We start from the raw sequence: 18,635 nt of genomic DNA, 5'->3' as shown, positions 1-18,635 counted from the left end.
TAATATGCTTTTTGTATCCTGAAAACATCCACTGATCTACACTTAAGCTGATTAATCAATTCAGTCAGTAAATGGATGCTCATTTTTCGGAATGAACACAATTTAAATCTAAATAACTATTACAATCCAAAACTTTGTGGTGCTTAATTGATTTTAGCTGGTGCTTATTAACAAATTAGCACCATGTAGTACGTACTTCATTTACCCTTCAAGACAAATCACGTAGTAGACCCGTATAATAATTAGATTTTAATCTTCACTTTTTTTAAAAACCAATACTACAGCATTCTACGGAGAACTCATTACGGAAACCCGTAATGAAATCAAAAAAATAAATTGTAAGTTGCTGGATAATAAGAATCGTAGAACTACGACAATTTTTAAATTAACACCTATTTCATTTGTGGGTGAAATTTATACGTAATATATTGCAAAACTAAATCAATAAAAAAACTTATGAAAATACAAAGCAATCAATCTAAAATAATACTTATCGTAAGTACTTAGTAAGAGTTTTAGTTCCCAACTAAATTCTCTCCGATATTATTCAAACCAGCTATGAAAGTAAATATCCTGTGGAGACCATGATTTACCAGCTGCGATTTGACCTAAATAGTCTCATCTTATTTGGACATAGTTCCAATCCGTAAATCAACACAACCGAAAAAAATTATGTCATGTTTCAAGATGATAAGAATCTGCCAAAGAAAGGAGCAGATTCAGTAAACGGAGATATCGCAAAAAATATTCAGGAAATAGCTATGAATATTCCGACTTCCAATAAAACGCTTTCAACCATTAAGACGGCAGGTAGCATGGCTCAGAGCTTTATGAACCAGCCTTTAATCCCTACTGCTCCTACCGTTGTACAAAACAGAGTTTGGGCTCAACAGCCCACATCTAAGATTTTCAATGCACAGGCAATTCCAGAAAATGCCATTGCTGGAATAAACCGTGTCGTTCGCCTTGACATTCATGTTGAAGGAAAGCCTATTAAGTATTTCAAGCATTTTAAACTGGTTCAGAGTGCTACAAAACATCATGAATTTGAGCTTATTCTAGCTCATGATAGCCTGGGGAATCCTGAGAACCATAATCTTGAAGAAGCGCACAATCTTCTGGGAAAAAGGATAACTGTTGTCTTCAAGTACAAAGACATCGAAGAAGGGCCTGAACGGAACTTTGTAGGAGTCATTACAGAAGTTGGTTTCAGTCAGAATCAGGGAAGTTTGGGCAACCTTGTATTGTCGGGCTCTAGCCCAACTATACTTTTAGATGCGGCACCTCATATTCAAAGTTTTGGTGGAGCCCAACCGATGAGCCTGAATAGTATTGCTACGGAGGTTATCCAGCAGGGGTTCGGACAAGGCCGATTTGACTTTAGAGTTGATGCAAAGCATGGTAATGTCCCTTACAGTTGTCAATATGAAGAAACCCATTACAATTATTTGGCAAGAATGGCAGAAGCCTACGGGGAACAGTTTTTCTATGATGGAGAAGTATTGCATTTTGGACAGTTACCACCACAGGAGAAGCCTGTGAAGTTAACCTATGGTAGTAACCTGACAGATATTAAAGTTAAGATGAAGGCGCAGCATGTAAAACCTTCGTTCTATGGTTACAATAGCAGTAAAAACGAGAAGTTTAAGGGCGGTGATCCAAAAATCAATCACACTTCTGATATAGCAAAACGCGCTTACGAGATTTCTGAAAGAACATTTCAGACACCATCTTTAAGGGTTGCTCCCATCAGGGCATCGTCATTTATGGATATTGATGCTTCACAAAAAGGAACAGCAGGTAGTAAAGCGTCAGAGGTTTTTGTCACTTCTGGAAATACGACAGTTCCATTTCTGTATCCTGGTTGTATAGCTGAAATTGAGATGAGGAAGACTGATTCTAATGATACCTCCTACTTTACAAAGTTAATGTTAATTGAAGTTACCCATGAAGTAGATGCGAGAGGATATTATGATGGATCATTTCAGGCAATAGCTTCTGATACAGGTTACATTCCAAGACCGGAATTTATTATTCCGGTAGCTGAACCACAATTTGGAAAAGTGGTTTCTAATACTGATCCTCTGAATCAGGGGCGCGTACAGGTTCAGTTGGATTGGCAAAGCGGATCAGATAGTACAGAATTCATACGTGTTATGTCCCCAGATGCTGGTAGTAGTGAAAAAGTCGGTAAAAACAGGGGATTTATGTCCATTCCAGAAGTTGGGGATCAGGTCATTGTAAACTTTGTTCACCTCCATCCTGACAGACCTTTTGTTATGGGCGGAATGTATCATGGCGGGATTGGTGCTGGTGGCGGTGCTGGTAATAATATCAAGAGCTTAAGTAGTCGTAGCGGAAACAAACTAGAGCTGAACGATGGTGAAGGTTCTGTTTTTCTAACGGATCAAGGTGGAGCAAATATGAAGTTTGATGGAGCTGGAAATGCTGATACAAAAGCTAATAAAAACAAATCTGTTACTGTGGGGCAAAAGAACACTGTGAATGTTGGAGATACTCATAAAACAGATGTAGGAAATGGACAAAGTGTATTGACTATGGGCAAAGATGGTGTAATTGATCTTAGTTCACTCGATAAATTAACGCTTAAAGTTGGAGATAACAGTATAGAAATTTCTACGGCTGGTATCAAAGTAAATGGAGCAAAAATTGAAATTACCGGAGAAGGTTCTTGGAGTGGTGGAAATGTATTTATTAATTAAGATTACTGCAATGGAGTATACTATAGATTTTAAATCCTTAGCTACAAGAAAGTATCTAGTTACAATTAAAAGCAATATGAACCTCAACGGGTTTACGAGTGATAATGAAGTACAAATTAGGTGGATGCTAAGTTTGATCGAAATTGGAACACAACATTACTCATTTGAACTGATTACACTAGATCATAGCATGGTTAAGGCAGACAATTCTGGATACATAGAAATACATAAAGTAGTCAGTCAAATGCAAAAAGCTCTTAATGAAGTAAAGTTTACGGTTGACCGACAGGGCAATTTCCTCAGAGTTGATAACTTGGAGCAGATAAAAGATCGTTGGGAGGATGTCAAATCTGAAGCCATTGAGTACAACCGCGGCAATACATCTTTAGTAGAATTGTTTAAAATACAAGACGAAACTTTTGAAAGCAAGGGCGGTGTTGAAGCAATGGTAAAAAATATGGAATTTTTCACCATTTATCTAAATGGCTTATATGGTAGAGATTTTTTTAGTAGAGTAAGAAAGAATATCCCAAATTTGTATAGATCGGGAACCATCCCTTTTGATTTGCGATATGAAAGTAATGCAAGTAATGATTATGACAACGCTATTAATATACAAATAGAAGGTTATCCCAGCATTCTAGATGAAAATCATATAAAAAATCTGTATGGAGGATTTCCAATTTCAGATTTTAACATGGTAAAACCTATTTATGTTTACAATGCCAATTATAATATAGATAGAGCAAACGGATTTCTCAAAGATGGTCAAGTACGTTTTAGGGAGGTCATAAATGAAAAGTTTAGTGGTGAAGTCTATTATAAATTACAACAATATGAGTGATAGTCAAACTGGAAATGTAGCTTTGAACAGTGATATGTATTTTACTTGTTCATCAGGCTTAGCTCCCGCAAAAATATATCCCACCCAGCATAATCACGCTACAAAAGATAAATTTTATTATCTTGTTAAAGACGATACGGCAACTCAGCAAATAGGTGATTTTTGCTGTCGGTGGACGTTGGTTCTAGCAGCAGCAATTGCAGCAGCAGGAGTAGTTACTGGTGGCGCTGCTTTACTTGTACTTGCAGCTGTAGCGGTGGCTGCTAGCGCAGCTTTATGTGGTGGATTAGCGGCTCCATTTAGAAAATGGGTAGGATATTCAACTTTGAACGCATATGGTCGAAGGGATGCCTATTCTCTTACTTCAAAATGTCAAATGATGTGTCCAATAGGAGGTGTAATAACTTATGCTCCTGGAATCACAAGCCAATGGCAAGCACTTGTCTATACTGCTAGAAATACAGGATGGGCTTTATTGGAGGGAGCTTTGATCGGTAAGCTTGGAACTTCAGGATTGGGTGCTTTTGCAGGTACTGCAACTCCAGCAATGGGAACCGCCATGCTTAATTTTGTTGCTCTTAATGCAACAGCGAGAGGAATCGGTGTTGCCGATCAAGTACTTTTTGAGGGTATGTTACGAGAAGGTAAAGCTTTTAGCGATACAAAAGAAGAGGCAAAGGCAGGTGCTACCATGTTCGAACAACCCTTTATTAATATTTACGACCGCTTACAAAGTGGGTATTATCAGGGCGGTTATGCGAAAGATGCTGCTGGGAATAATATACCAGAGGCACATAATGGCCACGGAACAGGTGCATTATATACAGATTTGTATTATGCCGGACTTTCTGCTGTCTCATTAGGTCTGATGACAAAAGGAGCTGCAACACATGAAAATATTACGTTGGAATCTGTTGCTGCTGCAAAGAAAGCTGTAGCGAAAGCTATTCGGGCAGGAAAGAAATTCTTGTTTGAACGTGGAAATGCTTTACCAGAGTTTAATGCTGCAAATTACACAAAATTAAGTAGCGAAAAGCTGGGGGATTTTGGAGAAAGAATTGCTGAAGATTATTATAGGTCTTTGGGATATGATGAATTCTATGCAGTCCAAAATAGATCAGGAAACGGCGTTGATATAGTCGCTAGAAAATCCGGAACAGGAGAAATGATAAAGACAGAAGTTAAAACCTCCCAGCAGGAACGTCTGTGGAACAATGGAGATACTAAAGAAATTCCAATGAGTCCAGACCAGAGAAATATGGGAGGAGAGCAATATACCAATGACCGCTTACAGCGTGCGGCTAATGGAGAAGATGGTTATACAGATGGACAAAGTTCTCAACAGGCAAGAGAGGCCTTGAGGCTTCAAGAAGAGGCAGAATTAAGTGGTAAAGAAGTTAAGACTGAAAAAATGGATATTTACGTAGATGATAACGGTAATTTAAGAGGGAATCCAGTACTTCGGGACTGGTAAATAAAAAAGAAATATGAAAAATTTAATTGAGTCAAAAGAATATACAATCGGTAAAAAAACAGAGCAAATAGGTAGACTACAGAGCCACTATTCACAATCGATCGCAGAAATTCAAGAATTTCTGGATGGAAAGAAAAGTGCTGTAGCAGTAACTTCAGGACTTGAATATTTATCAGTTTGGTATCATTGGAATTTTATTGAAAAGTTTTTAAAAGAAAATAAAGTAGATTATGAATTACTATCTAACTCAACTCTATTTGGTATAGAGTCTAACAATGTGCGTTATTTTCTGGGGAAAAAAGTTGAAACTTATAGACAAGCTTTACAATTTGATAAGGCGATAAAACATCTGGCACAGGGATTACTTCTGGGGTGGGATGAAATAGCAATAAAATATGGACATGTCTTAATAGAGATGTTGTACGGAAAACAATATAACGGATGGAATCCTGCCTACAAACATGTTTGGTTTATGTTAGAACTTTTCTGCAAATGGCAAGGAATTGAGCTAGATCAGAGCAAATTAAATTCCCCGGACGACCTAGCACCATATAATAAAGCATTGGAACACTGGGATACCAAAGATTTAAACTTACTAGCTCAATTGGTTGATGAATTAAGTATTTTTCATATTGAGCAGTCCGATGAGGATGAATATAAAGACAGAACACCTGACTTTGCCTCTTCTGACTATTTCGTATTTGCAATTGAAATTGTATTATGGCTCAATATAAGATCAAGACTTGGTTTACCAAAATATCAACCCAATAATGATTTAATGCAGTTAACTATCAATAGTTGGCACCTTACACCTCAGATAGTTCCCCAGATAGAATTATTAAAAGAGAGTAAATACAAATTATTACAAGACTATCCCGGAATAGACTTTGAAATATAATTCTTCACAAGGGATAATCCACTACAATTTAAGAAAATGAATTTTATAAATTAAAGCTGATAGAATCAGCTTTAATTTTGTTCGATAAGAATTTCCATTGGTTTAAATGGAACAAATTCAGAAAAAAACATACTGCTACAGCCAATACAATACTGTTTCTTGTTCTTGAGAAGCTATATTTTTATTGAATCAAAAATGAAAAAAATCATTGAAAAGATCCTAACATAATAAAAAAGACAGCTGCCGTAATGTTATTGATGGCAACGACTAACTGTACGATCGGACAAATTATGAAGTTTGGACAGATTTTGATAATTACAGAGGTGGCATATTTAAAATATTTGAGGAAAAGAAATATACTCAAGAAGTATGGGAAGAGTTTAAACAAGAACGATAGAACCAGTTCTTGGCTTGATATTAAAAAACATAAATTTTATGCAAATTATTTTTGACCGATGGAACCGAAGCTCCATTGTTAGGGAGACCTTTATTATTAAACGCTTCACACAGTTAGAAGATTTTATTATTCGTTTAGATCAGTCTGAATTTACCGAGATAATAGCAAAAGATACCTTTTCCGAATTGTACATTGGTGGTGGTAATGATAATTATGCTGTTTCAGTTTCCATAGACGGAATTATTTTTGATCTTATAAATAAAGAACAGAATTCAAGCAGAAAACATATACCGATAGTAATTGCAGGAGAACAACTATTTTATTCGCCGATGAAAGTTGTATCTATTGAGGATACACTCTTAGCAGCAGAGCATTACTTTCAAAATAGAAATAAGAATTCTTCTCTGAAATGGAAAAAAAGAGCATAGTATTAAAAAATTCACTAGGTGTCTTTATCATGATTGATTAAATAAAAGAATATCTTACCTCTACTAAAAGATGATTTTTATTATATTTGTAATATCAAAACTAAAACGTTCTTTAAATCTTTTGTTAGATTTTGTAGATTAAAATATTTATGGAGTTGTGGCAAATTCGTGGCTATTGTTGAATTTAAATCATCAAATAGATTCATTTTCAACAGCTTATATCAAATAGTTCGAATCCCTCACTCTCCGCGGATAACATTGCTTTCATAGCAAGTTTAAAAAACTAAAAATCCTGCAATTTTAAAAATTGCAGGATTTTTCTTTTTCTAAGACCTAATTATGGTTGTAATTTAATTTCCCTCCAATGATCGTCATTTTCTTTTTGAAACTGGCTGCGATCATGGAATCGATTTTCACTAAACGTTAAAAATTCAATATGGACAGGTTCAATGGCATAAGCTTCCCGGTTTTCAGGCAGGTAACAGATGTCGCACATTGGAAAATCCATCCAGTCTTTAGTCCAATGCGACGACTTTCTTTAGGCTTTTCCCAATTTAATTACTTTTATTTTGTCGGAAAACAAAATATACTATGATTACACTGATTGTCATTAATACGGAAGCTAGAAAAAATGGTGCTCCTGAAAATTTGAAAGGCGCTTCGTCATGAGTGAAATAGTAGAATAAATTTGTCATTATTGGAGGCCCTATGATAGAAGTAGCACTTACTAAACTTGTTAATGATCCCTGAAGCTCTCCCTGTTCATTGGATGGGATATTTTTAGTGATGATGGATTGTAGCGCTGGGCCACAGATTCCACCCAGGCTATAGGGGATAAGGAAAACAAACATCATCCATCCCTGAGTAGCAAAAGCAAATAATAACAATCCTAGAGCGTAACACACCAAACCATAATAAACACTCTTTTGTTCACCTAATTTTGGAGTTGTCCACCTTATCAAAACTCCCTGAACTAATCCTAGTAATAATCCGAGGGTTCCAAGGGAAACTCCTACCATGCGCTCAGTCCAGCCAAATTTATACATCGTAAAGAAATGCCAGTTGCTTTGTACAGCATGAATTCCAATATAAACCAGAACTAAAGCGATAACTAAACCTGAGATTTCACGGTGTTTTCTTAAAAAATGAAGTGATCCGATCGGATTAGCCCGTTTCCATACAAATGCTCTGCGCTTATTCTGATCAAGACTTTCCGGAAGAATAAAATAACCATAAAGAAAATTTAAAAAACACAGACCGGCCGCAGCATAGAAAGGAACTCTTGCGCCATAATGACCTAATAATCCACCGATAACCGGGCCAATGATGAATCCTAAACCTAAAGCCGCTCCAATCATACCAAAATTTTTAGCCCTGTCTTTATCTGTTGAAATATCAGCAATATAAGCACTTGCTGTTGATATGCTGGCTCCTGTAAGCCCTGCAATAATTCTTCCTAGAAATAACCATCCGATGGAGGGAGCGAGTGCTAAAAAAAGATAGTCTACAGCAAATCCAAAAAGAGAAATTAAAATAATAGGCCGTCTTCCATACTGGTCACTAAGATTTCCTATGACAGGAGAAAATATAAATTGTGTAAAAGCATAAGTAAAACCAAGCCATCCGCCATATTGAGCCGCTTCACTGATATCACCATGAATAAGCTCTTTAATAAGTTTTGGAACTACCGGAAGTATGATTCCCCATCCTGTAATGTCAATCAGCAAGGTTACAAATATAAACCCAATTGCTGCTTTTTTTGTTGAATTTTTCATGGTGTAAAAGTAAAACTAGGCAGGCCGTATTTCTGTTACACTTTCATGGTGTTTATATGCAATTTGTAATGTGATATAGATTCTGTTTTTAGTAAATGATCAATAAATTATCTTTTTTTAAGATCATATTGAGGCCTTTACAAATATAAATGCTATAGGGCAGTGTTTTATGAACCGTTTCTGAAAGCTCTTGGTGAGACCCCTGTAATTTTTTTAAAAAATCTGCAGAATACACTGGAGTTTTCAAAATGTAAATCATGACTAATCTGCTTAATGGATAAATTTGTTGACTTGAGTTGTGTTTTAGCATGGAGAATCATAGCATGGTCAATCCATTGCAAAACTGATTTTCCTGTTTTCTGTTTCAAAAAAGTAGAAAGATATTGTGGTGTTAAATGTAGTTTTTCTGCGTAGAATCTAACACTTCTTTGTTGGGTGGCATATTTTGAAATCAGCAAATAAAAATCATCAATGATTTCATGGGTACGGTTCTTTGTGAAATTATTCTGATCTGCCAACCCGGAATAAGCTTCGGAAATCATGCACATCAGTGCAATTACGAGATGGCGCAGCATTTCAGTCTTTCTTGGGCTTGGGGTTTTATGGTAAAAGTTTTGGATTAATGTTACCAACTCTTTCTGTAATCTTATTTCTTCATGCTGAAGCCTGATAACCGGCTGCCATCGGACTTGAGAGTTCATCACAAATTCACGCAAGATTGGAAATGCAGCAATAAAATCTAGTGAAAGGCCAATGGTTACTATTTCTGCATTTTTGCTAAGAGATTGGGTGTCAATCATCAGTTTGGGTTGTAAGACGGCGATGTCTCCTGCATTGAGTTCATATTCCAGAAAATGGATCTGAGCTTTCATGGATCCTTGTATCATAAATCCTAATAGCAATCCGTCAAATACACGAGTGTGCTCTGTGTATTCCTTTCCGGGATGGTTTTGTTGATGCAGAATAACGATACCTTCCATCTTTTTTGAAGGATCAATATTGTACAGTTTATAAACATTGTCAGGAGTTAAGAATAAAGCCATATTCAAATTTCGGAAAAAAAAGTACATTTATAGCCGAAATTAAGACTTAAAGTTTGATTTTACATTACAAATTGTATGTAATTGCCATTAAAACGTAAATGAATACCTGGTTCAGCAGAAAAATAATTGTCTTTTGATATGCTCCCATCTGTTTACAACAAAAAAACGGAAAGAATCCATTTTTTCACTCTCATAAAAGCCTTCTACAGGAATATCTACAATTTTAAAATAAGTTAAACTGATAGAACTTCCTTCTTTGATTCTTTTGTAATCTTCTTTGGATACATATATCCCTTTTTGCTGATGGTCTTCTCCAGATAAGTAAAGTTTAAAATAATGGCTGTCTGATGCTGTTTCCGAAGTGTAAGTATAAGAGTCTTTTTTTTGAACAAGAAAGGATTCTTGTATTTTGTACACTTCTTTTTTCTTGATCTTATTTCCAATAATTATTTTCCCATATAAAAAGTTAATAACAACTAAAGTAAGAATTGCTATGAAATAATAGGTAAAAACCTCCTGATGATCAAAATGTTGTTTAAGAAAAAACGAGTTGATAAAGAAAATAACAAGGTATAAAGGCAGAAATATAATGATAAGTATAAAAGGGAAGACCAATAATGACCACCATAAACTCCGGTTGAATCGGTTGAGAACAAACGGAATTTCCTTTTCTGAGATTTCTTGTTGATGCATCTTAACTACAATATATATAGGTATTTTACACTTTTACTTTTCAATGGGAGCCCATCCTTGTCTGGCTCTTCTATAGTTTACCTCTTCTAAATCCTTGTCACTTAATTTTTTTAATTCCTCTTCGTTTAGAAAATCTTCCCATAGGGTGACCACATCACCAGTGTCTATTTCATCGGTATCATTCTCATTCAATTGAGAAAGTAATTCTACTATGGTGTTGGCGACAAAATCTAAATTGTATTTTTGATTTTCAGAGATGATTCTTTCATCATTAATAATATCAGAATTTTGTTCATGATCCCAATATACAATCGTTGGACTGGCTGAATTTTCCTGATAGTTATAACATAAATAATCTCCACCAGGTGTTATTGTAATAGGGAATACATTTAAAGGAAGCTTGTCCTTCATCCAAGAATAATGTTCTAAGATATTACCTTTCTCATCCAGATTAAAATTTAAAAGCTCTCCAAATACTTTACCTTTTTTATCTTGTAGATTCAAGAGGTTAGGCTCAGGATACCCGTTATTACAAATGAGAATTAAAGTCTTATATTCGGGTGGCAGCTTCTTTCCAAAAACATTTTCAACCTGAATAATTGAATGACTCCTTTTTAATTTTTTGACACCTTTCCATTTCATGATGATACTTAATTACATACTTGTTTAAATTTAAAGATTTTATGACAATTGAGGCTTATGATTTTAAAGTTATTGTTGATATTTAAGACTAAAGGATTGGGTTTGGAATATTTCTAGATGTAAAAAGTTGGGAAATGGCTAATTTTGAGTAAAAGAATCAATGCAAATCATTATGACGGCAAGGGAGTTTATTGTTAGAGAAATTGAAAAACTGAATGATTTAATCAGTAATGAAGTAAATAAAGAATCTAATGTACAGCTGAAGGAAGAATTGTCAGAAACTGTTCATCTATTAGATATGTTTAACGGCTATCAAATCAGTAAAAAGACTGTTGATATGATTTTGGAGCTGCCGGATTTCCGCACAGGATACTCAGATTATAGAATCATCAATGATTGCGAGTCTGATGACCCAAAACAATGGGTTGAGCTGAATATAAATAATGAAAATGTAAGGTTATCAGATGGAGATATCATTATCAAAAAGAAATAATTTAAAAGTCTGAAAATCAGAATAGGAATCCAATGATCAGACTTAATCGTTTTTTATAAACCGTTTATTCCAATAAATTTTTACGGTTATTATTGAGAATATCAGGGATATTACCTTCTATCAATAAGTCGAAAAACTTGTCGTAGCCATTTTCTATTTTATATTCCAATTCATTTTGATAGAGTGGAAAAAGAGTGTACAGATTAATGATTCTGTCTTCACTGGTAATTTGCATAAAATCATCGTCAAAAGTGGCGGAAGGCAATAAAATAGAGCTTGTAAACTGAGTGTTTTCATCATAAGGCTCTGAAATATCACTCCATGCCTGTAACGAGTGCCCTTCTGTAAGGAATGTATCCTGGTGATGTGGAAACCTTGCCATTTCTTTTATCAAGGCGATGATCCAGTCGTTCTTTCCCTCACTTGGAAACGTTTTTTCAAATTTAATATCTTTAGGGAGTAAAATCAAGAGTTCAGCAAAAGCATACTCTTCCTTATCCTGAATAGTATCCTGAACCTTCATTTCTAATAAACTCATCCCGGCAGTTATCAGCAGATTGAAATCTTCATCTTTAGGTTGAATAAAATAAACATCCAGATGAAAATCCAGAGATACCATTTCATGGAAAACAGTTATTTCGTCACTTTCAAAATGAGTGTCCAGATGCTTTTCCAGCGCTTCGACATTTTCATAGTAATGCTTTTTATTTTGTATTCTTTCGATCAGTTCCTTATCCATTTTTTAGAAGTTATCGTTATTATTGATTGAGCAGTTTGCTGTTATATTCCTTTAAATATAGGATTAATTTTTAGATTTTAGACCATCAATCCAGTGATAAAGCTAGTTGATTGATTCAATGGTAATGGTATAATCCTGTCTTTCTGAAAAGGGCAAGTAAAGAAAATTGAAGAGTACAATAAACAAGGAAGAATATTTGTATACATTTGTTATAGCACATTGAAAATCTTACCACTAGTAATTGATCAAAATAAAGATACCATGGAATTTTCACCTTTCAATAAAGTTGTAAAGCTCTGTATTCAGGGAATAAGTATGGAGGAACAAAACAAACCAGAAGAAGCCGGTAAATTATTTGAACAAGGCTGGAGTGAAGCCACAAACGATGTTGAAAAATTTCTTGCAGCATATTATATGGGGAGGTCTCAAAAAAACTCTTCCGAGCGTTTAAAATGGTTTGAAATAGCTTTATATCATTCTTTAAAACCTAATGATAATACAACGAAAAGCGCTTTGTATTCTTTATATTCAAAGATTGCTGAGTGTTATCAAGAACTTTCTGATTCGGAAAAATCAAAAGAATATAATGAGCTTGCGGTAAAGGTGAAAGATGAAATTTTTGATAAAGGCCCTTTTTATCATGGTACAAAAGCAGATCTGCAAATAGGAGATTTGCTGACAGCAGGAGGCAATTCCAATTATAAATCTGATTTTAAGATGAACCATATTTACTTTACGGCTCTGCTTAATGGAGCGGGTCTTGCTGCAACATTAGCGAAAGGTGATGGAGTTGAGCGGGTATATGTAGTAGAACCAACAGGTATTTTTGAAAATGATCCCAATCTGACGGATAAAAAATTTCCAGGCAATCTGACCCGTTCTTATCGTTCAGAATTTCCATTGAAAATTGTAGGAGAAGCAACAGACTGGAATAAACCTAATCCTGAAGATATTCAGAAATTTCGTGGAAAACTGGAAAATAATAAAGGAGAAATAATCAATTAATCGGGGAGTTTTCAGAAATGATATCCAGATTAATAAACTAAAAAGCGATGAAACCCACGGCTCATCGCTTTTTATAATTAAGGTAAATTAATTCTTTTACCCTGTTCAGGAAAGATGTACTTTACCTTTAAAGGGTTGTTTTTCAATAATTCCTGTTTGATGATCTCAGGATTTTTACCTGTTGGTTTTCTATGAGTAACCACAATATTCAGGCCTTCCAGATCTTTCTGCCCTGTTTTATCTTTTAGTTTCTCCAATTCTTCCACCAATAGGTTAGGCGTAAGATGTCCAAACAGTAGGTTTTCAGGCTGGCTGTTTGGGAAGGAAACTTCAATCAGTATAGTGTTCAACTGTTTGTTCTGTACGAGTGGTGCTACATTTTTCCAGAGGTTGTCCATACGGTCAGATTTCTCAATTCTATCCGCTCCTGTATCACCCAAATAAAGAAGGTAATGGTCTTCATTTCTTACAAGAGCAGCGCTGCTCTTGTATGGATTGACATGGCTTAATTCATACCCAGTTAAGAAGAAAGAAGTCTTCTTCGTTGGAATTTCCACCCCTTCCTGAAGCTCATTATAATGATACTTTCCAAGGATTGGTTTCTGTCCCTGATCAGCAAAATTGATCCAGGTATCTGTAATAAAATAATGATTCTGAAAAATTTGAATAACAGATGGGATGGCGAAAATATCTTTTTTGGAATCAGCCGGAGAGTTGATAATAAGACCTGCCAAATGATCCAAATGACCATGAGAAATAAAATAACCTTTGATCTGCTCTTTCAGAACCGTTTCTTCAGTTCCGTTAAGACTTTTCTCCTGGATTGCTTTTCGGATTCCTGTGTTTACAGTACCGGCATCAAGACAAAGAAAAGTGTTGTCTTTGGTGGCTCCCACCAGATATGCCGATAAATTATCTTCCTGTTCTCCTCCATAGATTCCTAATGGAATAACGTCAAAATTTTGTGCCTGGCAGGCCAGATGTATCACAAGTGCCAGTAAAGAAAATGCTGTTTTTTTCATTATATTCAAACTAAAAAGACTCAACCTTTGCGGTAAGTTAGGGCAAATTTACATTATTTTTTTCCGGTTTTCTTTATTAAAAACTGTTCATTCTTCATCTAAGAAAGGCAAAAACTGAAAAAAGTATGGTATTCGATAAGTCTGTCTAAGTTTAACCACAAAAGTCACAAAGTTTTTGTGTCTCCATTGTGGTTTAATAATAGCTTGTTCAATAATAACTTCCGGTCTATTTCTTTCGGCTTCCAACAATTTTAATATCTTTAAACCCGAAAACCATTAAAATAGTTGATATGAAGATAAAACCGTTTACTTTAGGGCTGGCAGTAATTTTACAATTCATAAGCTTTACTGCATTTTCGCAAAAAAAAGTTGATTTGAATTCTTTACTGGATAAAAACTCAGAATTTATTTTTCCACAAACCACAGATAAAATTTCAAAAGCATTGCATACAGAAACTGTTTTCTATGAAGATGCTAATGAGGAAAAATATGCTAAATGGATTACGGAAGCAGGATTAGGATTATATTCCGGCCTTGGAAAGAATAATACAATCAATGAAATGTTCTTTGAAATCCCGGATGGCCAGCCATTGATCATAGAAGGGTTGCCTTATAGTCTTGTTTTGAATAAAACGACACTGGAAGAAGCCAAAGCTAAGTTCAAAAAATACGGAGCAAAAGTACAGAAACTAGATAATAATAGTGAGTTTCCGGGAGGTTCAGAGCTGATTTTTAAAAGAGAAAAACATTATTCAACATTATTTTTTGATAATAAAAATCTTTTAAAATCTTTAAGAATTACCACTGAACTTATGAGCCAGGCTGTCAATTAATTAAAATCTTTAAATTTTTCATTTTAAAACGAAACTTTTGTAAGTTAGCAGAAATTTCAGATAAAAACTAAAACAATAACCATGAGTGAAAAAGGATTAAAAGAATTAACTGATCAGGAATTATTAGAGAAGAAAAACAAATCTAAATCTGATAAAATTGTGACTGCTGCTCTCATAGGGGGCTTCATTGGGGTAGCTGTATATAGCAGCGTAAGCCACGGGATTGGTTTTTTTACCCTGTTTCCATTATTTTTTGCTGTATTTCTGGGAACTCAATGGAACAGACGTAGCCAGGCATTAGAAAAAGAATTAGAATCCCGAAACCTTAAATAAGTAAAATTTAAAATAAGAAAATAGGTCTGCCCATGGTTAAAATGAGCAGACTTTTACTTAATAATGCTTTTATAAGTAAAGATCCGGTCTTCTTCTCGGAACATATTCGATAATAGAACAAGATCATCAGTTCCGTATTGTACTGCTTTTTCTTTTAGTTTTGAATGTATAGTATCCGGTGTGCCTATGATAACCTTATTTAGTAAAGTATTAAATAATTCTTCGTCTTCACTCCCATTAATAAGAGTTTCCACTTCTTCAGAAGATCTCAATGCGCCGGGAGCTTGGATTTTTCTGGATTCAACAAACTGATATACCATTCCAAATGCGTTTCGGCGTGCTTGTTCCATATTCTCAGCAACAGAAACAGAAATAGCTACCTGAAAGGAAGGTTGATTGTGATATCCTTCCTCATTAAACTCCTCCAGATACATGTTACGAATTTCAGTATTTGAGCCGTCTGCTATGAAATCAGCCATAGAGTAGGAAATGCCATATTTTGCCGCTTCTTTTGCAGAGTTTTCTCCAGAACCCAGCCATGTAAGCTCTGGTAATGCAGAAACGTGAGTGGGTTGGGCAAACACTCCGGCTTCTTTGTAGTTTTGTTCTTTTAGATAAGCAATGATTTCTTCCAACTTTTCATTCAGATTATTAAGGATGGGAAGTTTATGCCCATTCAAAGCAAGAACGGCATCTTTCAGACCTCCGGGAGCTTTTCCCAATCCTAATATAAAACGGTTGGGATAGAGTATGGCCAGCATTTTTGCCCACTCAGCAATTTTAAAAGCGGAATAATTACGCAGCATAATTCCTCCGGTGCCCACTTTAATATTTTGGGTATATGCTAAAACAGTTGCTGCCAGGATTTCAGGACTTGAGCTTCCATAGGCTTCCACACCATGATGTTCTGAGTACAAAATACTATGATATCCCAATTCGTCCGCCATTTTTGCTAGAGCCAGGCTATTTTCAAGTGCCTGAGCAGCGCTGCCTCCTTTGATAACAGGAGTTTGATCGAGAATGCTTAATTTCAAATCCATTGTAATGATTTATCAGTCCATTAAATTAATACAAAAAAAGGGAGACCCTCAAAAGATCTCCAGCTTTTTATTATTTATTTTATGTTTATTTTAGTTGATCTCCACAAAGAGTTCTTCCTTCGATCTTCTTACCCTGTCCAGTTTTCCCCACCAGTCTGTAGCTTCATCTTTATAGCCAAGAGCCATTAGAACGGTACTTTTTAAACCTTTCTCCGGGAGGTTAAGAATTTGATCTACAGCCTCATTGTTAAATCCTTCTATGGGGGTGGCATCCACTCTAAGGTCTGCGGCAGCCAAAAGTCCAAAACCTAAAGCAATATAAGTTTGTTTGGATGCATTGTTAAAGTGTTGATCTTTGGTCTGTTGTTCCAACATCCTTAATAAATTCAAACGATAGTCATCAGTAGTTGTAGGGGGAAGATTTCTTACCTGATTGCTGAATTCAAAGAATGAATCTACTCTTTCTGTGGTATATTCGTCCCACGCCGCAAAGACTAGAATATGAGAAGCCTGTACGATTTGATCCTGATTACAGGAAATAGGTTGCAGCTTTTCTCTGAGTTCTTTATTTTTAATCACCAATACTTTAAAAGGCTGTAAACCTGAACTTGAAGGAGCAAGGCGAATCGCTTCCAATATCTGTTCTAGTTTCTCATTTTCAATGGTTTTTCCGTTATAACCTTTGGTTGCAGATCTCCAATTGAGAGTTTCGTGTAGTGACATAATTTTATTATTTATTGTATTCTTATTGAGGATGCTGCAAAGTTATAGCATAAGCAGTAGCTTTCTTATACCTGTTACCCATAGGTAATCAGTTACCTATAAGTAACCAGGTTTCAATGATTTTGAATAATTATTTAATTTTGTACTCTAATTTTTAAGGATGAAAAAGGAAAAAATAGAGCTTGGCCCGGAGTGTAAAAACCATATCCGAGGAGTTAAAGATACAGTATACCTTCTGGAAGGGAAATGGAAGACAATTATCATCAGCCATTTGTATTTTGGTGGTAAAATGCGGTTTATGGATCTGAAAAGACAGCTTGAAGGGATTGCCGCAAAAACGCTTTCAAAGGAGTTGAAAGATTTGGAAATGAATAATCTGGTGAGTAGAACTCAAAATAATACCATGCCTGTAACCGTAGATTATGAACTTACGGATTTTGGAAAGAGCCTGCATGATATTATTGATACGATGGCAAAATGGGGAATAGAGTACAGAGAGCAATTACTAAAGAACTAAAAATCAAAATAGTAATTGCTTTGTCTGAATTAGAAACTTATTTCTCTGCTACAGCAAAACCAACAGTATCCCGATAGATTTGAGGCGATACATCTGCATTGGTTTTAAAAAATCGACTAAAGTAATATTCATCCTGATAGCCTAATTCACCAGCAATTTCTTTTATTGTTTTGGAGGTAAGATACAGTTCTCGCTTAGCCTCAATGATGATGCGTTCAGAAATTAATTCTGTAACCGTTTTATTAAAGTGGGCTTTTGTGATTTTAGCTAATGCTTTGGATGAAATATTCAACATTTCGGCGTATTCACTGGCAGAATGTTTAATTTTAAAATGCTCTTCAATCGCATCTTTTAAATTTTGCAAGACAAAAGGCTTTTCACCGATTACTTTTTCCTTTGATTCTTCAGACTGCTGCTCCATTTTTATTCTGGAAAGATGAATAAGAAGAATTTTGAGATGGGCAATCAAAAGCTCATATTGAGCAAGATCCTTATTAAGAATCTCATTTTTAAGCTGAGTCACAATAGTATTGATTTGCTCTTGCTGAGCCGTATTCAGAGTTAAGTAAGGAGGCTCATAGATATTGTTGAAAAGCACTCCGTTACAGGCTACTTCATTCTGATGTTTATGAATGCAAAAGAAATCCGGATGAAACTGTACAGCAAATCCTTTGCAATCCTGATCAGAAGAAAATAGAAATGGCTGATAGGGAGAAAAAGCAAACATGGCACCGTTCTGAAACTGATGTTTTGAAAAGTCAGCCTTTACTTCTCCGGAACCTTCCAGTATAAAAATTAGTGAAAAGAAGTTATTTCGCTGGATATGATCAAAACGTTCACTGCTTTCAAAATCAAATATTTTAAAAGCAAGATTGCCTGTATTGGGATTAATAAGTGTATAGTTGTTCTGTCCTGACATTTGCAGAGATTATAAAATTCAAAGGTAATGAAATGTAGTTTTAATTGGGACATAGGGAAACCACACAGATTTACTAATCTATGTGGTTATTATT

The 18,635-nt window shown here is 35.2% G+C and carries 20 protein-coding genes; 10 read left to right on the top strand and 10 right to left on the bottom strand.

Going from position 1 to position 18,635, the window contains the following annotated elements; genetic code table 11:
* The first annotated feature begins 677 nt into the window (after positions 1–677).
* The 5 genes from GTR01_RS20655 (at position 678) to GTR01_RS20635 (ending at position 6,764) form a co-directional block, all read left to right on the top strand.
* The gene (locus tag GTR01_RS20655; RefSeq protein ID WP_410492608.1) at positions 678–2,723 is read left to right on the top strand and encodes a type VI secretion system Vgr family protein; all 2,046 of its coding nucleotides are present in this window, start codon (positions 678–680) and stop codon (positions 2,721–2,723) included.
* The gene (locus GTR01_RS20650) at positions 2,671–3,567 is read left to right on the top strand and encodes a hypothetical protein (RefSeq protein WP_160139613.1); all 897 of its coding nucleotides are present in this window, start codon (positions 2,671–2,673) and stop codon (positions 3,565–3,567) included. Before GTR01_RS20655 ends, GTR01_RS20650 begins: the two co-directional genes overlap by 53 nt.
* Complete coding sequence (locus GTR01_RS20645; protein WP_160139612.1) at positions 3,560–5,041, top strand: hypothetical protein; 1,482 nt, start codon at positions 3,560–3,562, stop codon at positions 5,039–5,041. The genes GTR01_RS20650 and GTR01_RS20645 overlap by 8 nt, the downstream gene beginning before the upstream one ends.
* 13 nt (positions 5,042–5,054) lie before the next feature.
* Positions 5,055–5,939: a hypothetical protein gene (locus GTR01_RS20640; RefSeq protein WP_160139611.1), complete on the top strand. Its 885-nt coding sequence runs from the start codon at positions 5,055–5,057 to the stop codon at positions 5,937–5,939.
* Between the two features lie 435 nt (positions 5,940–6,374).
* The gene (locus GTR01_RS20635; protein ID WP_160139610.1) at positions 6,375–6,764 is read left to right on the top strand and encodes a hypothetical protein; all 390 of its coding nucleotides are present in this window, start codon (positions 6,375–6,377) and stop codon (positions 6,762–6,764) included.
* Positions 6,765–7,101: 337 nt separating this feature from the next.
* Here GTR01_RS20635 and GTR01_RS24930 read toward each other — a convergent pair whose 3' ends face one another.
* The 5 genes from GTR01_RS24930 to GTR01_RS20610 all read right to left on the bottom strand — a co-directional run bounded on the left by GTR01_RS24930 (position 7,102) and on the right by GTR01_RS20610 (position 10,917).
* Positions 7,102–7,260 (bottom strand): pyridoxine 5'-phosphate oxidase C-terminal domain-containing protein, encoded by a 159-nt coding sequence (locus GTR01_RS24930; protein WP_410492610.1) that lies wholly within the window; start codon positions 7,258–7,260, stop codon positions 7,102–7,104.
* 58 nt (positions 7,261–7,318) lie between these two features.
* Positions 7,319–8,539, bottom strand: a complete 1,221-nt coding sequence (locus GTR01_RS20625; RefSeq protein ID WP_160139608.1) for a TCR/Tet family MFS transporter — start codon at positions 8,537–8,539, stop codon at positions 7,319–7,321.
* A 167-nt stretch (positions 8,540–8,706) separates the two neighbouring features.
* Positions 8,707–9,582: an AraC family transcriptional regulator gene (locus GTR01_RS20620; RefSeq protein ID WP_160139607.1), complete on the bottom strand. Its 876-nt coding sequence runs from the start codon at positions 9,580–9,582 to the stop codon at positions 8,707–8,709.
* Positions 9,583–9,693: 111 nt separating this feature from the next.
* The gene (locus tag GTR01_RS20615) at positions 9,694–10,275 is read right to left on the bottom strand and encodes a hypothetical protein (protein WP_160139606.1); all 582 of its coding nucleotides are present in this window, start codon (positions 10,273–10,275) and stop codon (positions 9,694–9,696) included.
* Between the two features lie 33 nt (positions 10,276–10,308).
* Positions 10,309–10,917 (bottom strand): SMI1/KNR4 family protein, encoded by a 609-nt coding sequence (locus tag GTR01_RS20610; protein ID WP_160139605.1) that lies wholly within the window; start codon positions 10,915–10,917, stop codon positions 10,309–10,311.
* A gap of 160 nt (positions 10,918–11,077) precedes the next feature.
* On the opposite strand from GTR01_RS20610, the gene GTR01_RS20605 reads away from it, so the two are divergent.
* Positions 11,078–11,410, top strand: a complete 333-nt coding sequence (locus GTR01_RS20605; RefSeq protein ID WP_160139604.1) for a hypothetical protein — start codon at positions 11,078–11,080, stop codon at positions 11,408–11,410.
* Positions 11,411–11,474: 64 nt separating this feature from the next.
* On the opposite strand, the gene GTR01_RS20600 is transcribed toward GTR01_RS20605, so the two are convergent.
* The gene (locus tag GTR01_RS20600) at positions 11,475–12,149 is read right to left on the bottom strand and encodes a suppressor of fused domain protein (protein ID WP_160139603.1); all 675 of its coding nucleotides are present in this window, start codon (positions 12,147–12,149) and stop codon (positions 11,475–11,477) included.
* A 603-nt stretch (positions 12,150–12,752) separates the two neighbouring features.
* Between GTR01_RS20600 and arr the strand changes: the two genes are divergently transcribed.
* Complete coding sequence (gene arr, locus GTR01_RS24925) at positions 12,753–13,154, top strand: NAD(+)--rifampin ADP-ribosyltransferase (RefSeq protein WP_410492609.1); 402 nt, start codon at positions 12,753–12,755, stop codon at positions 13,152–13,154.
* Between the two features lie 77 nt (positions 13,155–13,231).
* On the opposite strand, the gene GTR01_RS20590 is transcribed toward arr, so the two are convergent.
* Complete coding sequence (locus GTR01_RS20590) at positions 13,232–14,176, bottom strand: 3',5'-cyclic-nucleotide phosphodiesterase (RefSeq protein ID WP_160139601.1); 945 nt, start codon at positions 14,174–14,176, stop codon at positions 13,232–13,234.
* Positions 14,177–14,466: 290 nt separating this feature from the next.
* Between GTR01_RS20590 and GTR01_RS20585 the strand changes: the two genes are divergently transcribed.
* Both GTR01_RS20585 and GTR01_RS20580 read left to right on the top strand, forming a co-directional pair.
* Positions 14,467–15,009, top strand: a complete 543-nt coding sequence (locus GTR01_RS20585; RefSeq protein WP_160139600.1) for a hypothetical protein — start codon at positions 14,467–14,469, stop codon at positions 15,007–15,009.
* Between the two features lie 81 nt (positions 15,010–15,090).
* Positions 15,091–15,342, top strand: a complete 252-nt coding sequence (locus tag GTR01_RS20580; protein WP_160139599.1) for a hypothetical protein — start codon at positions 15,091–15,093, stop codon at positions 15,340–15,342.
* A 53-nt stretch (positions 15,343–15,395) separates the two neighbouring features.
* On the opposite strand, the gene GTR01_RS20575 is transcribed toward GTR01_RS20580, so the two are convergent.
* Positions 15,396–16,382 (bottom strand): MsnO8 family LLM class oxidoreductase, encoded by a 987-nt coding sequence (locus GTR01_RS20575; protein WP_160139598.1) that lies wholly within the window; start codon positions 16,380–16,382, stop codon positions 15,396–15,398.
* A 90-nt stretch (positions 16,383–16,472) separates the two neighbouring features.
* A complete protein-coding gene (locus tag GTR01_RS20570; RefSeq protein ID WP_160139597.1) occupies positions 16,473–17,105 on the bottom strand; it encodes an NAD(P)H-dependent oxidoreductase in 633 nt (210 codons plus the stop codon).
* Between the two features lie 160 nt (positions 17,106–17,265).
* Between GTR01_RS20570 and GTR01_RS20565 the strand changes: the two genes are divergently transcribed.
* On the top strand, positions 17,266–17,622 hold the full coding sequence (locus GTR01_RS20565) for a winged helix-turn-helix transcriptional regulator (protein WP_160139596.1): 357 nt from the start codon (positions 17,266–17,268) through the stop codon (positions 17,620–17,622).
* Between the two features lie 37 nt (positions 17,623–17,659).
* Here GTR01_RS20565 and GTR01_RS20560 read toward each other — a convergent pair whose 3' ends face one another.
* Positions 17,660–18,541, bottom strand: a complete 882-nt coding sequence (locus GTR01_RS20560) for a helix-turn-helix domain-containing protein (RefSeq protein ID WP_160139595.1) — start codon at positions 18,539–18,541, stop codon at positions 17,660–17,662.
* Positions 18,542–18,635 lie beyond the last annotated feature (94 nt).

Origin of the sequence: Chryseobacterium sp. c4a (assembly GCF_009900745.1) — a bacterium.
In the GTDB taxonomy this organism is placed as follows: Bacteria; Bacteroidota; Bacteroidia; order Flavobacteriales; family Weeksellaceae; genus Chryseobacterium.
The sequence above is the reverse complement of the archived record's forward strand: the minus strand, read 5'-3'. Positions and strand labels throughout refer to the sequence as shown.

Coding starts and splice junctions, on each gene's coding strand:
- GTR01_RS20655 (WP_410492608.1), top strand. CDS start 678: ATGTTTCAAGATGATAAGAATCTGCCAAAGAAAGGAGCAGATTCAGTA.
- GTR01_RS20645 (WP_160139612.1), top strand. CDS start 3,560: ATGAGTGATAGTCAAACTGGAAATGTAGCTTTGAACAGTGATATGTAT.
- GTR01_RS20640 (WP_160139611.1), top strand. CDS start 5,055: ATGAAAAATTTAATTGAGTCAAAAGAATATACAATCGGTAAAAAAACA.
- GTR01_RS20635 (WP_160139610.1), top strand. CDS start 6,375: ATGCAAATTATTTTTGACCGATGGAACCGAAGCTCCATTGTTAGGGAG.
- GTR01_RS24930 (WP_410492610.1), bottom strand. CDS start 7,260: ATGTGCGACATCTGTTACCTGCCTGAAAACCGGGAAGCTTATGCCATT.
- GTR01_RS20625 (WP_160139608.1), bottom strand. CDS start 8,539: ATGAAAAATTCAACAAAAAAAGCAGCAATTGGGTTTATATTTGTAACC.
- GTR01_RS20620 (WP_160139607.1), bottom strand. CDS start 9,582: ATGGCTTTATTCTTAACTCCTGACAATGTTTATAAACTGTACAATATT.
- GTR01_RS20615 (WP_160139606.1), bottom strand. CDS start 10,275: ATGCATCAACAAGAAATCTCAGAAAAGGAAATTCCGTTTGTTCTCAAC.
- GTR01_RS20610 (WP_160139605.1), bottom strand. CDS start 10,917: ATGAAATGGAAAGGTGTCAAAAAATTAAAAAGGAGTCATTCAATTATT.
- GTR01_RS20605 (WP_160139604.1), top strand. CDS start 11,078: ATGCAAATCATTATGACGGCAAGGGAGTTTATTGTTAGAGAAATTGAA.
- GTR01_RS20600 (WP_160139603.1), bottom strand. CDS start 12,149: ATGGATAAGGAACTGATCGAAAGAATACAAAATAAAAAGCATTACTAT.
- GTR01_RS20590 (WP_160139601.1), bottom strand. CDS start 14,176: ATGAAAAAAACAGCATTTTCTTTACTGGCACTTGTGATACATCTGGCC.
- GTR01_RS20585 (WP_160139600.1), top strand. CDS start 14,467: ATGAAGATAAAACCGTTTACTTTAGGGCTGGCAGTAATTTTACAATTC.
- GTR01_RS20580 (WP_160139599.1), top strand. CDS start 15,091: ATGAGTGAAAAAGGATTAAAAGAATTAACTGATCAGGAATTATTAGAG.
- GTR01_RS20575 (WP_160139598.1), bottom strand. CDS start 16,382: ATGGATTTGAAATTAAGCATTCTCGATCAAACTCCTGTTATCAAAGGA.
- GTR01_RS20570 (WP_160139597.1), bottom strand. CDS start 17,105: ATGTCACTACACGAAACTCTCAATTGGAGATCTGCAACCAAAGGTTAT.
- GTR01_RS20565 (WP_160139596.1), top strand. CDS start 17,266: ATGAAAAAGGAAAAAATAGAGCTTGGCCCGGAGTGTAAAAACCATATC.
- GTR01_RS20560 (WP_160139595.1), bottom strand. CDS start 18,541: ATGTCAGGACAGAACAACTATACACTTATTAATCCCAATACAGGCAAT.